Here is a 13,407-nt window from a genome sequence, read left to right on the forward strand (position 1 = left end):
TATGAAGCTGTTTACAAAGGGGCAATTTCTTAAAGCACGGAAATTTATGCTTGAAAAAGCGCGAAAGATTGACCGCGCTTTATATCTTTTCGAATTTGAGAACGGCTATAAAGCAGATGTGCTAATGGAGCTTAAAACATATCAAAATGAAGATGGCGGCTTCGGGAATGGACTTGAGCCGGATTTCAGATGTTCAGAATCATCAGCACTTGCCTCGACGATTGGCATGCAATATCTATCCAGAGTAAACGCGGATGAGGAAGACGATAGTCTAAAAAAAGTTATGGCTTATTTCATTCAGACCTTTCAGCTAGAACTTCATGGATGGGAAAAAGTGCCTCCTGAAGTAGAATCTGCACCGAGGGCACCCTGGTGGAATTATCAAAAGGCTGGGGCAGATTGGGGAAATCCAAATGCTGAAATACTTGGTTATTTTTATGAATATAAAAGATTGATACCAGAAAGCATGCTGTCTGAATTGACAGATTATGCGATCAGCCATCTTCATGGCCTAAAGGAATATGAATTTCATGAATTGCTTTGCTATCTAAGACTTGCTGAAAAAGCGCCGCACGTATCCCGCCGTGAAATGACCGTTCATCTGGATGAATTTGTTACCAAATGTATCATCCAAAATCCAGAAGACTGGATAGGATACGGACTCCAGCCGACGGGTGTGATTCAGTCACCAAGCTCCAGGTATTATCCATTATTCGCTGAAAGCTTGGAACAGAATCTTGATTTCATCAATGAACAGCAAACCGATGACGGCAGCTTTGCACCAGCCTGGTCATGGGGGCAATATGATGATGTTTGGCTTCTTGCCAAAGAAGAGTGGAAGGGCTGGATTACGCTTGAAAAGCTGAGACTCTTGCGGGAATTTAACCGGATAGAAGGACTATAAAAAAACTTCAGCGTTTGCTGAAGTTTTTCATTTCTTAAATAATCCTTCAAATTCTAGCTCCGGTTTTCATTGTAAACTGTTCAATCATCCGTTCAATATCGACATAGGTATGTCCCGGCAGCCTTCACTGCAGAATCTGTATATCATTTTATCGATCCTCATGCATGATTTTTAACTCTGCGGGAATAAAAACGGATAACGAAAACAATCATGGCAAGAGCAGCACCTGCCGTTACGATCATGCCGTCAGGACTATGATGGCTGCCTGTGAGCTTCCACAATTTATAGGGAATAACGGAAATAGCAATAAGGATTAAAAACCCTAAATATAGTTTAAGAATGTTTTCGTTCTTGTCCTTACTTGAAACCTTCAATTTTGCAAGCGTGTCTAAAACAAAAATTAAGAGCAGCAATGCCGCTGTCAGTACGAAGAAGTCTCCCATTCTATCACCTCATTAATAGTTAAACAAACGTTTGATTAAGCTTTGAATTTCCTTGGTGCAGCAAGGTTTTCTTTAGTTCGGCCACTGATGGCGCCAGAAAATCCGGTGCAGCTGAACTCAGTTTTTTTTTGAACCATACCCGTATAAAACTCCAATTGAAGCAATGTTATTTTCTCTAGCTCCAATGATATCCTGCTCACGGTCGCCTATCATGACGATCTCTGATTTCGGGTTGGCAGGATAATGCTTCAGAACTTCTGCGATGATGTCTGACTTGGCGATAAGTATGCCATCAAGGTTGCTGCCGGCTATTTGATCAAAATAGGAATCCATTTTGAAATGCTTCAGAATTTTTTCTGCAAAAAAGGCTGGTTTTGAAGTAGCAACTGCAAGCCGTATCTTTTTACGGTGCGAGTCTTCAAGGAGACTGCTGATTCCGGGATAAACCTTATTTTCATACATCCCTTTTTGGATGAAATATTCCCGGTAAAAGCAGGTGGCCTGCTCTGCCATAGCACGATCAAAATCTAAATGCTTTTGAAACGACACCTGAAGCGGAGGGCCAATAAAGTCTTTTAAAACAGCGGGTGAGGGCATTTTCACATTCAGTGCTTTCAATGCGTATTCAATCGAATGAATAATTCCTGTTCCGGGATCCGTTTAGAGTTCCGTCCAAATCGAACATAACCAGCTTAAAAAAATTCATTATATTTCCACCGCCGTTTTTCTATATTTTATCAAAAAAACAGCGGAAGAATAGGTGTGTTAAAAAGGTTTATATGAACTTTTCTTGAATAAAAGGGTAAGGATAAAAATGCGGAGGTGGAGAAAGTGGAATTTCGAATCGAAAGAGATACGATGGGTGAAATTAAAGTTCCTGCAGATAAGTTTTGGGGGGCTCAGACACAGCGAAGCAAAGAAAACTTTAAAATCGGTACGGAAAGAATGCCTCAGGAGCTGATTGACGCATTCGCTATTCTAAAAAGAAGCGCAGCTAAAGTGAATGGCAGATTAGGAAAGCTAAGCGCTGAAAAAGAGAGAGTGATTGTGAAAGTATGTGATGATATCCTCAGCCGAAAGCTTGATGAACACTTTCCTCTGGCTGTATGGCAGACAGGAAGCGGAACGCAAAGCAACATGAATGTAAATGAAGTGATTGCAAACAGGGGAAACACGCTGTTAAATGAGTCTGATCAAGTCATTCATCCCAATGATGATGTCAACATGGGACAAAGCTCGAACGATACGTTTCCGACAGCTATGCATGTATCAGGAGTGCTCTCCGTTTTTGATTCATTGATTCCGGCAATTGATAAGCTCTATTTAACACTTGTAAACAAATCCAAAGAAAATGAAGATATCGTCAAGATCGGCAGAACACATCTTCAGGATGCTACCCCGCTCACATTGGGCCAGGAAATAAGCGGCTGGGTTCATATGCTGCAAAAATCGAAAGATATGATTCTGTTATCTGTAGAAAAAATGCGGGATCTTGCAATAGGAGGTACAGCGGTTGGCACGGGGATCAATGCCCATCCTGATTTTGGGAGACTCGTAGCTGAAGAGATCAGTCTGTATACTGCAACAAAATTCCGCACATCAGAAAACAAGTTTCACGCCCTGACCAGTCATGATGAGATTGTCTTTGTTCATGGGGCCTTAAAAGGACTTGCAGCAGATTTAATGAAGATTGCAAATGATGTAAGATGGCTTGCAAGCGGTCCAAGGTGCGGAATCGGCGAAATCACCATACCTGAAAATGAACCGGGAAGCTCCATTATGCCCGGAAAAGTGAACCCAACCCAAAGTGAAGCCATTACGATGGTGGCAGCACAAGTGATGGGGAACGATGCCACGATCGGATTTGCAGCAAGTCAGGGAAATTTTGAACTGAATGTGTTCAAGCCGGTTATTATGTATAATTTCCTGCAATCGGTCAGATTGCTTGCGGACTCGATTCACTCCTTTAATGACCATTGTGCGATTGGCATCAAGCCGAATTTGGATGTAATAGATAAATATTTAAATGAATCTTTGATGCTTGTAACAGCTTTGAATCCTCATATTGGTTATGCAAATGCAGCAAAAATAGCGAAAGAGGCCCATAAAGATGGAAGCACTCTGAAAGAAGCTGCTTTAAAGCTTCAATTGCTGACCGAACAGGAATTTGATAAGTATGTGAATCCGCTCGATATGATTGGGCCGCGGGCGGAATAAGTATTAATGACGGTGTCACTGTTTATCTTGAAATTTTATAACAAGAAAGTGATAATCTGAAATACAATTTTATTAAATGATGTTCATAAAAGGGCGCTTCTAAAATCGAGAGCCGTCTATCTATATGGGAACATTTGATGGAGGTCACCCTAAATAGGTCCTTTGAGATAAGGAATTGAGGGGAGAGATAGTTTTTGGAAATAGTTGAAATACAACAGCGGATAGACTTATTTGACAAGGCAGTGACTGTTTTTTGGGAAGAGTGGGGAAACGAACACAATTATAAGTTTTATCAAGATTGTATGATTCATTCATGTAAAACTGAAGATGAAATACCAAGGTTCTACATCGCGTTAATAGATGATTGTATAGTGGGGACGTTTGCATTAATTAGAAATGATCTTAACAGTCGTCAGGATATATATCCGTGGCTTGCTTGTTTATATGTACTTCCAGAGCATAGAGGAAAAGAAATTGGTTCCCGCCTGCTTAAGCATGCCATAGAAGAAACATGCAGGAAAGGATATGAAAATCTCTATTTAAGCACGGACTTGGAAGGATATTATGAAAAATATGGATGGAAGCACAAAGGAGAAGTATTTGGTGTTAGTGGCGGCTCGTTAAAGATATATACAAAATCAACAAAGTTAAATACTTCTGTTCAACAAACGGTGAGGTATGCAGCGCATAGTGACCGTTCTATTAAGCAATGAATCGTGCAGTAAAAAATGAAAATGGAAATAACACAGTAATCAGCAGGATTTAACGGCAGAAAAGTCCTGCTAATTACTATGTGAATGGTATTGTTCAGAACCCCTTTTATTTACCACAATGACTTATCTTCTTCTATGTATTCATAGTAGTAAGGCGACAGCAGGACGGATAGAATTCCTGCAAGAATAATGGCTGTTATTCTTACTGCAGCATCAGCACCCGCCATGGAACTGATAAAACTCGCAGCAACGATTGGGATTGCGATTAAGAGTGTTCCCTTTGTTCTTGATTTAGGGGTTGGATACAAGCTTGTTCCGCATTTAGGGCATGTTAGAATTCTTGTAAATTTCAGCGTGGTTAAAAGCGTTTTTTTCCAGGTGAATTTATAATGGCAAGACGTGCATGTCGGCAGTTTCAAGGCGTGACCTCCTGGCTGTGTAGTGTCAATTTCCTATATTGTAGCACTGATGGGAATTACAGAGAATACAGGCGGAAAAAAAGTACTCCTAAAAGCAGGAGTACCGGTGTTATTCCGTTTCTTTCTTCCATTTTTCTTCTATCAGCATTTTTCCCGGCCAGGTGTAGGCCATAATTCCACCATCTGCCGTAATATCTTCTCCCGTCACATAAGAGCTGTCATCAGATGCCAGGAAGAGAGCTACAGTCGCTATTTCTTTTGGACTTCCTAATCTGCCCAGTGGCGTCATCCACTTATTAGCATCTCTGAATTTCTGTCCTATTTCTTCTTCTTTTCTGCCTGCAAGTGTATCAATTAAGGGTGTTTCAATTGTCCCTGGAGATAAAGAATTCACCCGAATTCCATTCCGGGCATAATCGATGGCCATAGCTCTTGTAAAGTTTGTGATGCCGCCTTTTGCAGCGTTGTACCCTGAACGGTCAAGATCCGCTGCACGGCCGGACATTGAGGAGGTGTTTATAATGGAACCGCCATTTTCAAGCATAAGCGGAATCAAAAATTTGCTGCATAGAAATGTTCCGCGCAAATCCACAGCCATTATACGGTCAAACAGTTCAACAGGATATTCGTGCACTTTGCCGCCCTGGTTATGCAAAGTGCAGTCATCGGTATCCCGGATTCTGTCAGGGGCGAAAGCGTTAAAGCATTTATTGTGCTGAAACCAAATGAGAGAGAAAAAGTGACAGAAGAAGAAATCTTTAAATGGTCTAAAAAACATATGGCTGCCTACAAATGCCCCAGAGAGATTGAATTTAGAGAGGAGCTGACTTCTACAAGCTCAGGAAAAGTTTTGAGGAGGTTATTAAAAACACCTGAAAATGAGGGGGTAAAAAAATGAATAAAGTGAAGAATCCGTTCATGACGCAGTTGAGGATCTGAAGAGGAGAAAAGATAAAGCCAAGTTTGGCGGGGGGCAGGAAAAAATTGATTTGCTCCACAAAAATGGCTTTCAGACTGCAAGAGAAAGAATCCGATTGTTGGCTGATCCTGACAGTTTTTTGGAACTCGGGATGCTGAATCACTCTGATTATCCAGGTGCAGAGGAAAGAAGCTATGGGGATGGGTTAATAACTGGACTAGCAAAAATTGATGGCCGTCCTGCTGTTATTATGGCTGGTGACAAAACGGTTTTTGCCGGCACAGAAGGAGCAGTTCATATAAGGAAATCTAAAAAAGTACATGAATATGCTTTGAAGCGGGGATTGCCGCTATTTAATTTGAATGAGGGAGGAGGCCTTAGGATGCCTGATGGGATGGGCTCCGATGGCATTAGCGACAAGCTGTTCCCACAAGAAATGTTAACCCATTCAAGACAAGTGCCTTTAATGACGGCGATAGTGGGAGACAGTTTTGGAGGTCCGACATGGATGGCTGTATCCTCTGATTTTGTCACGATGCAAAAAGGGACATGTATGGCTATTGCAGGTCCGAGAATGCTTTCGATGGCAACAGGTCAAAAGGTTAATACGGAAGAACTTGGAGGATGGAAGGTTCATGCGGAAGAAACAGGACAGGCAGATTCCTTTGGCGGTACGGAAGAACAATGTATTGAGCAGCTGAAAACCTTCTTTAGCTATATGCCGTTAAATGCTGATGAGGAGCCTCGTTACATTGAGACGAATGATGATCCGTACCGCAGTGCAGGCAACCTATTGAATATTTTGCCGGGACAGAAAAACAGAGTCTATGATATGAAGGAGATCATTCGGGAAATCGTAGACAATCAGCAGTTTTTTGAATATAAATCTACTTATGGAGAAGGCCTGATTACGGTATTTTCAAGAATGAACGGAAGAGTTGTCGGGATCGTTGCAAATCAGCCAAAGAAATTTGCCGGAGCTGCAGGACCGAAGGAGTGCGATAAGGCGACTGATTTTATATGTCTTTGTGACTCCTATCATATCCCGTTAATCTTCCTTCATGACACGCCAGGATTTAGAATAAGCCAAGAAGCTGAGCGGGATAAAATGCCGACTAAAATCATGATCTGGAATCAGGCACTGGCTCAGTCAACTGTACCTAAAATCTCTGTTGTCATCAGAAAAAGCGTTGGCGCTGCATACGGAAATATGTGCGGACCGACAATGGGGGCTGATTTTGTCTTTGCTTGGCCAACGGCAGAAATTAATTTCACTGGACCTGAGGTCGGCATCAATGTTGTATACGGCAGGCAGCTGCAAAATGAAATCAATCAGGCTGAAGCAAGGAAGAAATTGCTCGAGCAATGGGCCTTTGACAGCTCCCCGTACAAAGCAGCATCCAAGCATTATATTGATGATGTGATCGATCCAAGGGACACAAGGAAATATCTGTGTAAAGCGCTTGAATTTGCCGTTGTTAAAGATGGGACAAAAAGTGAACGAAGATTAGCCAATTGGCCGACTGGATTTTGAAAAATATTCCATTATGGAGCTTGAAAATGGGAAGAAGTCTGAGGAGATTTATTATGGAGATGTTAATTAACTGTGGTAAAAGAAAGAGCAGCAGGCGGGCTGTTCTTTCTTTTATTTGTTATAAAATTTGATGAATGTACAGAAATTTTTATATGCGCACAGAAATCGCCTATATTCGCATAGAAAATAGGGTTAATCGCACAGAAATCAAGGACTTCTGCTCAGAAATGCCTGCAGTTTGCTGAAAATGAAAAAACGGCCTCACATAAAGGCCGTCTGCTATCTTTTTGGCACTTTCACATAAAACGTACTCATTCCATCCTCATTCACAGCCCAAACTGTACCGTCATGAAGCTCAGCAATTCTTTTTACGATGTTGAGTCCAAGCCCGAATTCGCCGTTGCTGCCTTTATGAAATGGCTCAAACAGATGAGGGAGAATGTCTTCTTCAATTGGGGGTCCATCGTTCCATATTTTAAGAAGGAAGTCATTCCCCGCTTTTTTTAGATGAACACCGATCATTGAATCCGCATATCTGAGCTGATTTTCAAATAAGTTTTCAAGCAGCTTGATCCACAGCTCTTCATCGCCATGAATAGCCGCCTGGTCCAGTTTTATTTCATAATCAAGCTCCTGGCGTGACCATTTGATGCGGTCAATGACCTCGCGAACCGTCATATTCAGTTCAATTTCCGATTTGCCGGAGTTGCGTGAAGATAAGTAATCTAGTTTCGTTATATACAGCAAGTCTTTAATTTTTTTCTCAAGACGTTCTGCTTCTTCCTCTATAACATCCATCGTGCTGGTCAGATCACCTTTAGGATAAATGCCGTCATTTACAGATTTCGCATATCCCCTGATTACCATGACCGGTGTTTTCAAGTCATGAGAGATGTTCTGCAGCAGGGTGCGCTGTGCTTCATCCTTTTGAACAAGTCGTTTCCGCATTAATTCAATCGTTTCTCCAAGTTTTCCGATTTCATCACTTCGATCAAGTACAACCGGTTCATGCCAATCTTCATTCGAAATTCTTTTAACATCCTTTTCTAATGAAACAATTGGACGCGACAGATACTTCGCAAGCCAAATGGATGGAATCCAGCTGAAAAGGAACACAATGATCATGACTAAGACAAGCTGCTTGAACAAAGTCAAAACAAGATCATTCCGGTAAGAGTCCCATGCATATGAAAGAAGAAAAGCCGGCTGGCCGTCAACTGTCACCTTCTTGATTACAAAAAAGAGCCGTTCATTATTAATTTCCCTCGAGTATTCTTCCGTAATGTCCTTTTGAGCAGAAGCAAGTGTTTGCGTTTCTTGAAGAAATCTAAGCGGCAACTTTTTTTCGTTGTAAAAAAATGGCGCGCTCTCAGGGAGAATGATGTGCTGAACCGAACGATCAGGAGAGAGCTTCTCTCCATTTCTGGTGAGAGGATCCATTTGGACATTTCCCTGAAGGCGGTATTCCGTCAGGATATGCTGTTCATTTTCAATCGTTGTGTAGATTTCGTTCGTGAAAAAATTCCTGAGTGTAGTCGGGAAAATAATCATCAACAGCAAGGAAATGACGAGAAGAATGCCTGAGATTACAATCCATATTTGAAACGTCAATGATTTATTTTTCATTATCCTGTCAGCATCCTGTAACCATATCCGTAGATGGTTTCTATTTTTAAGTCAGGCATTTTTTTTCGGAGCCGGCGGACGAGATCATCAACCACCCGGTCTGTGCCAAAATAATCGCTGCCCCAAATGTGCTCAATCATTTGTTCGCGCGAAAAAGCCTGACCTTTGTTATGCAGAAGCAGCAGCAATAAATCAAATTCCTTAGAAGTCAGATTCAGATTTTCATTATTCAGCGAGACAGAACGCACACTTTCATCAATGGTATAAGGCGGAAGCTGCACGCTTGTTTTAACTGAGCTGCTCTCATAAACACGGGTCAGCAGTTTCTGGACGCGAATCACAAGTTCACGGGGAAGGAACGGCTTTGAAATATAGTCATCGCTTCCAAGCTCAAGTCCGAGCACCCGGTCAATATCTGTATCCCTTGCAGAAATGAAAATAACGGGAGTATCTGACGATGCCGCTTTAATTTCTTTTATTAATTGATAGCCGTCAACATCCGGTACCATGATATCGAGAACCCAAAGGTGAGGAGTTTCATGAACGGCCTGGCGCGCTTTTTCCCCATTTGTAAATGAGGTGACCTTAAAGCCCTCTTTTTCCAGATATTTTGTTAACAAATCATTTAAATTCTGTTCGTCTTCCACAAGAAAAATAGAGTAGGACAATTCAATTCACGCTCCTTCTTAATCGTAATTATACAATGTCATCAAGGATAAGGTCATCATTTGACAATTTCACATAATCTTTTCATCTTTCTCCCAAAATGATTTTTTATAGTAGGGTTAACAAAGAAATTCACTAGGAGGAATCAGGATGGGATATTACGACGATACAGAACGAAAAGATCCATTATTAGACCCGGACTCACGCGAGATCATGGTCAGATCGGGACAGCCTCAAAAAAAACAGTCCAGATGGAGAGCGGTTATGTCATCTGTTATCAGCGGGGTAGTCGGCGGAGCGCTGGTGCTTGGGGTACAGCCTTTCCTTGATGATGAGACAAGCACAAAGGAACCTTCTTATTCCATTGATTCTAATACGGCAGAAGAAGAAAACGACTCAAGTACTGTGAACACACAGCCTATCAGTCAAACGAGCGACATTGCGGATATGGTGGAAAATCTGTCACCTGCGATTGTCGGGATATCAAACAAACAGCAGCAGCAGGGGTTTGGCGGCGGAACACAGGATGCTGAAGCAGGCACGGGTTCCGGTGTTATTTTCAAAAAAGATGGAGAAACAGCCTATATTATTACAAACAACCATGTAATTGAGGGAGCAAGCAGTATCGAAATTTCCTATTCAGATGGAGAAAAATCGCAGGCTGAGCTTGTTGGAGCTGATCCGCTGACAGATACAGCCGTTCTTAAAATTGACAGCAAGTTTGCAAAAACGGTTGCCGACTTCGGCGATTCAGGTCAGCTTCGTGCAGGTGAAAGAGTCGTTGCGATCGGAAATCCGCTGGGACTGGATTTCTCCCGCACCGTTACTGAAGGGATTATAAGCGGAACGGACCGTACCATTCCCATCTCAACTTCTGAAGGCAGCTGGGAATTGAATGTTATACAGACGGATGCGGCAATTAACCCTGGGAATAGCGGTGGACCTTTGCTGAACATGAGCGGTCAGGTCATTGGCATCAACAGCTTGAAAATCACACAGGATGGTGTTGAGGGATTAGGATTTGCTATACCAAGCAACGACCTTCAGCCAATCGTTGATGAACTGCTTGAAAAAGGAAAAGTTGATCGTCCATTCTTAGGAGTAGGTCTGCTTGACTTAAGCGAAGTGCCTGAACAATACCGTACAAATACACTTCAGCTTCCGAATGAAATTACAGAAGGAGTCTTCGTTCAGGGAGTAAGCCCGTCTTCACCAGCTGCAGAAGCAGGAATGCAGGAAGGCGATGTCATTGTTGCAATGAATGGAACGAAGATTAAAAATTCAAATGAGCTTCGAAAATTCCTCTATTCACAAACAAGTATCGGCGATAAAATTGATATTGAATTTTACCGCCAGGGAGAGAAGGTAACAGAAAAAGTAACCTTGTCTCAGAAAGAGGTTGTGAATAGTTAATATAGATTACCCCCCTTTGGACAGCCCCGGTTTTCGGGGCTGTTTTTTTGTTTTGCTGTAAACCGGGACTCGAAGGGATCTGATACGAGATTAAGGAGGTAATTGGATTAGCGGCCACAAATCCGATTAAAGTCGTCAGATACTAATGCCGAGAGGTTATAAAAACAAGGTAAGAAGTCAAAATTCCCTTCTTTTTGAGGCATCCCCACAATAATCATCCAGCATTTTCTTCCCGCATCTTCCCTCATAAAACAGGAATCATTACGAACAAATATGATAACGCAAATTCATGCACGCAAATAACATTGCCTAAAGTTACATAAAATAACCGAAATATGAACGGATGCCATCATACAAGGGAGTTCAATCATGAAACTACAAAAAATGTTAGAGGAGACCGGTCATTCTGCTTTCTTCAGCGAAGAACTGGAATCTGTTGATATTAAAGGAATTGAAGCAAATTCTTCTAGGATAAAAGAGGGCTATTTATTTGTGGCCATTACAGGATATCAGCGTGACGGGCACGATTATATACAGGATGCAATAGATAGAGGTGCGGCGGCAGTAATTGGAGAGCAGAATCTGACAGATTTGACCGTACCGTATGTAAGAGTTAAGAATAGCCGTGATTCATTGGCTAATCTGGCGGCATATTTCTATGATTTTCCGTCTGCCAAACACATATTGATCGGAATTACTGGTACAAACGGGAAAACTACAACTTCTTTTATGCTCAGACATATCCTTGAATGTGCAGGTTATTCTTGTGCCTTGTTTGGAACAGTACACAATGTAATAAATGGACAGACCTATGATTCGAAAAATACAACACCTGATCCACTGGAATTACAAAGGCTTTTAGCCAAAAGCAATGATGATATTGTCATTATGGAAGTATCCTCACATGGCTTAGCCCAAAAAAGGCTGGAAGGCATTGAATATGACATCGGTCTGTTTACAAATCTTGCTCATGAGCATTTGGATTATCATGATACGATCGAAGAATATTTTGAAGTGAAGCAGCAGCTTTTTTCAAAGTTAAAAGAAGGCGGACAAGCTATTATCAGCACTCATGATGAGTGGGGGGAAAAGCTTAAGGATTTGTTAAACCAGAGAAAGATTAAGGTGTCGACCTTTGGAAAAACAGAAAAGGACGATCTTATTTTTGATTCTGAAAGTGATGTTCACTGCTCAGATTTCGAAGTTGCAGAGTCTGGAAAACAGCTTCATTTTCAGATGACAATCCCGGGTCTTCATAATATTTATAATGCTTCCATGGCCTATCTGACCGGCAGAAAAATAGGGATTGAATCTGACCGGCTGATTGATGCATTTAAAACATTTCCGGGAATTCCGGGCCGGTTCGAAATGTACAGTCATCAAAATGATGCCACGGCTGTCATTGATTACGCGCATACAGCTGATGCGTTTTCTTACTGTTTAAAAACAGCCCGTGACTGCGGGGCAAAACGGATCCTTCATGTATTTGGATTCAGGGGAGACCGTGATGAAAGCAAACGGGATGAAATGATGGCTGTCTCATCGCAAATGAGTGACTGCACAATTCTGACGTTAGATGATCTAAATGGAATTGATCAAACCGATATGAAAGCAGAGCTTGAAAAATATCGTGAGGCTTCCGGCAAAGCGTCAGATCTAATCATCCCTGACAGGACACTTGCCATAAAAAAAGCCTGGGATATGGCAGAAGCAGGAGATTGGATCCTTGTCACCGGAAAAGGGAGCGAAATGTATAAGGAAGACTATGAACTCCCATCTAAATCCGATCAGGAAACTTTCGCATTGCTGATCGATCAAAATACAACGATTGCAACTTGATTTTAAGTATCTGAAAATTGACAGATAAGGGCAAACCAATTATGGTTCAGCCCTTTTTCTTTATTACCGCGATAAGGATGGCGGAATCGACAATAAATTATACTCTGTTGTAAGATGTATGGAATGATAAATTTAAAGGATGATTCCTCATTGGAAAATCGGTAAAAACAGCCAAAGGCATCTTGACATAAATCCATTTCAATCATACACTAATGGTAGACATTAGTTTATCAGAAAATTCAGTATGAAGTGAGAATGGATATGAACATACAACCGGATCATCGTATTGGGAAAAATGCCATGCAGCTCGTTTTGCTCGGTGAAGACGATCAATTTTACGGGGAACAGCTGACAGAGCAGGGGTTTCAATTTTGCCAGGGGAAAACGGGTTCAATGGAGACGCATAAAGTAGTGGCGGCCATTGAAACTGCAGCTAAGCGTTCAGGTGTGATATCACCTGATGGATACCGCGAAACACACTCTTTATATCATGCCATCATGGAAGCGCTTCATGGTGTGACAAGAGGGCAGGTTCAGCTTGGAAGTGTTTTGCGCACAGTTGGTCTTCGATTTGCCATTGTCAGGGGGAAGCCTTACGAGGCAGAAACAGAAGGCGAATGGATTGCGATTGCTTTGTACGGCACAATAGGTGCTCCTGTCAAAGGATCAGAGCATGAGGCAATGGGTTTGGGAATTAATCATATATAAGATGCG

Annotated in this window: 13 protein-coding genes and 1 pseudogene; 8 read left to right on the forward strand and 6 right to left on the reverse strand. The window is 41.8% G+C overall.

The annotated features are described in order from the left end of the window. Window position 1 precedes the first annotated feature (1 nt). Complete coding sequence (locus QFZ72_RS04810) at window positions 2–904, forward strand: hypothetical protein (protein WP_307430128.1); 903 nt, start codon at window positions 2–4, stop codon at window positions 902–904. A gap of 158 nt (window positions 905–1,062) precedes the next feature. On the opposite strand, the gene QFZ72_RS04815 is transcribed toward QFZ72_RS04810, so the two are convergent. Beyond that, a complete protein-coding gene (locus tag QFZ72_RS04815) occupies window positions 1,063–1,347 on the reverse strand; it encodes a hypothetical protein (protein ID WP_307430131.1) in 285 nt (94 codons plus the stop codon). Between the two features lie 117 nt (window positions 1,348–1,464). Further along, window positions 1,465–1,989, reverse strand: a complete 525-nt coding sequence (locus QFZ72_RS04820) for an HAD hydrolase-like protein (protein ID WP_307439585.1) — start codon at window positions 1,987–1,989, stop codon at window positions 1,465–1,467. Between the two features lie 189 nt (window positions 1,990–2,178). On the opposite strand from QFZ72_RS04820, the gene fumC reads away from it, so the two are divergent. Then, entirely contained in the window at window positions 2,179–3,564 is a 1,386-nt protein-coding gene (gene fumC, locus QFZ72_RS04825) for a class II fumarate hydratase (RefSeq protein WP_307430134.1), read from the forward strand. Window positions 3,565–3,758: 194 nt separating this feature from the next. Next, window positions 3,759–4,277, forward strand: a complete 519-nt coding sequence (locus QFZ72_RS04830; protein ID WP_307430137.1) for a GNAT family N-acetyltransferase — start codon at window positions 3,759–3,761, stop codon at window positions 4,275–4,277. A 110-nt stretch (window positions 4,278–4,387) separates the two neighbouring features. On the opposite strand, the gene QFZ72_RS04835 is transcribed toward QFZ72_RS04830, so the two are convergent. Together QFZ72_RS04835 and QFZ72_RS04840 are read right to left on the reverse strand one after the other, a co-directional pair. Next, window positions 4,388–4,696 (reverse strand): TIGR04104 family putative zinc finger protein, encoded by a 309-nt coding sequence (locus QFZ72_RS04835; RefSeq protein WP_307430141.1) that lies wholly within the window; start codon window positions 4,694–4,696, stop codon window positions 4,388–4,390. 109 nt (window positions 4,697–4,805) lie between these two features. After that, window positions 4,806–5,393 (reverse strand): annotated as a pseudogene (locus QFZ72_RS04840) (SDR family oxidoreductase); the annotation flags it as partial. Here QFZ72_RS04840 and QFZ72_RS04845 point away from each other — a divergent pair. Beyond that, the gene (locus QFZ72_RS04845) at window positions 5,346–5,594 is read left to right on the forward strand and encodes an AMP-binding enzyme (protein ID WP_307430144.1); all 249 of its coding nucleotides are present in this window, start codon (window positions 5,346–5,348) and stop codon (window positions 5,592–5,594) included. The pseudogene QFZ72_RS04840 and the gene QFZ72_RS04845 overlap by 48 nt on opposite strands. 37 nt (window positions 5,595–5,631) lie before the next feature. After that, window positions 5,632–7,149, forward strand: coding sequence for an acyl-CoA carboxylase subunit beta (locus QFZ72_RS04850; RefSeq protein WP_373464658.1), 1,518 nt, complete (start codon window positions 5,632–5,634; stop codon window positions 7,147–7,149). Window positions 7,150–7,428: 279 nt separating this feature from the next. Here QFZ72_RS04850 and QFZ72_RS04855 read toward each other — a convergent pair whose 3' ends face one another. Together QFZ72_RS04855 and QFZ72_RS04860 are read right to left on the reverse strand one after the other, a co-directional pair. Beyond that, a complete protein-coding gene (locus QFZ72_RS04855; protein ID WP_307430149.1) occupies window positions 7,429–8,775 on the reverse strand; it encodes a sensor histidine kinase in 1,347 nt (448 codons plus the stop codon). Further along, window positions 8,775–9,443, reverse strand: coding sequence for a response regulator transcription factor (locus QFZ72_RS04860; protein WP_307430151.1), 669 nt, complete (start codon window positions 9,441–9,443; stop codon window positions 8,775–8,777). Before QFZ72_RS04860 ends, QFZ72_RS04855 begins: the two co-directional genes overlap by 1 nt. Window positions 9,444–9,591: 148 nt before the next feature. Here QFZ72_RS04860 and QFZ72_RS04865 point away from each other — a divergent pair, with 148 nt between their 5' ends. The 3 genes from QFZ72_RS04865 (at window position 9,592) to hutP (ending at window position 13,401) form a co-directional block, all read left to right on the forward strand. Then, on the forward strand, window positions 9,592–10,854 hold the full coding sequence (locus QFZ72_RS04865) for a S1C family serine protease (RefSeq protein WP_307430154.1): 1,263 nt from the start codon (window positions 9,592–9,594) through the stop codon (window positions 10,852–10,854). 369 nt (window positions 10,855–11,223) lie between these two features. Next, window positions 11,224–12,693 (forward strand): UDP-N-acetylmuramoyl-L-alanyl-D-glutamate--2,6-diaminopimelate ligase, encoded by a 1,470-nt coding sequence (locus QFZ72_RS04870; protein ID WP_307430157.1) that lies wholly within the window; start codon window positions 11,224–11,226, stop codon window positions 12,691–12,693. Between the two features lie 261 nt (window positions 12,694–12,954). Further along, a complete protein-coding gene (gene hutP, locus QFZ72_RS04875; protein WP_307430160.1) occupies window positions 12,955–13,401 on the forward strand; it encodes a histidine utilization transcription antiterminator HutP in 447 nt (148 codons plus the stop codon). Window positions 13,402–13,407 lie beyond the last annotated feature (6 nt).

The sequence above is a fragment of the Bacillus sp. V2I10 genome (assembly GCF_030817055.1).
Lineage (GTDB): Bacteria > Bacillota > Bacilli > Bacillales > Bacillaceae > Bacillus_P.

Coding starts and splice junctions, on each gene's coding strand:
- hutP (WP_307430160.1), top strand. CDS start 12,955: ATGAACATACAACCGGATCATCGTATTGGGAAAAATGCCATGCAGCTC.
- QFZ72_RS04865 (WP_307430154.1), top strand. CDS start 9,592: ATGGGATATTACGACGATACAGAACGAAAAGATCCATTATTAGACCCG.
- QFZ72_RS04810 (WP_307430128.1), top strand. CDS start 2: ATGAAGCTGTTTACAAAGGGGCAATTTCTTAAAGCACGGAAATTTATG.
- QFZ72_RS04855 (WP_307430149.1), bottom strand. CDS start 8,775: ATGAAAAATAAATCATTGACGTTTCAAATATGGATTGTAATCTCAGGC.
- QFZ72_RS04870 (WP_307430157.1), top strand. CDS start 11,224: ATGAAACTACAAAAAATGTTAGAGGAGACCGGTCATTCTGCTTTCTTC.
- QFZ72_RS04845 (WP_307430144.1), top strand. CDS start 5,346: ATGCAAAGTGCAGTCATCGGTATCCCGGATTCTGTCAGGGGCGAAAGC.
- QFZ72_RS04815 (WP_307430131.1), bottom strand. CDS start 1,347: ATGGGAGACTTCTTCGTACTGACAGCGGCATTGCTGCTCTTAATTTTT.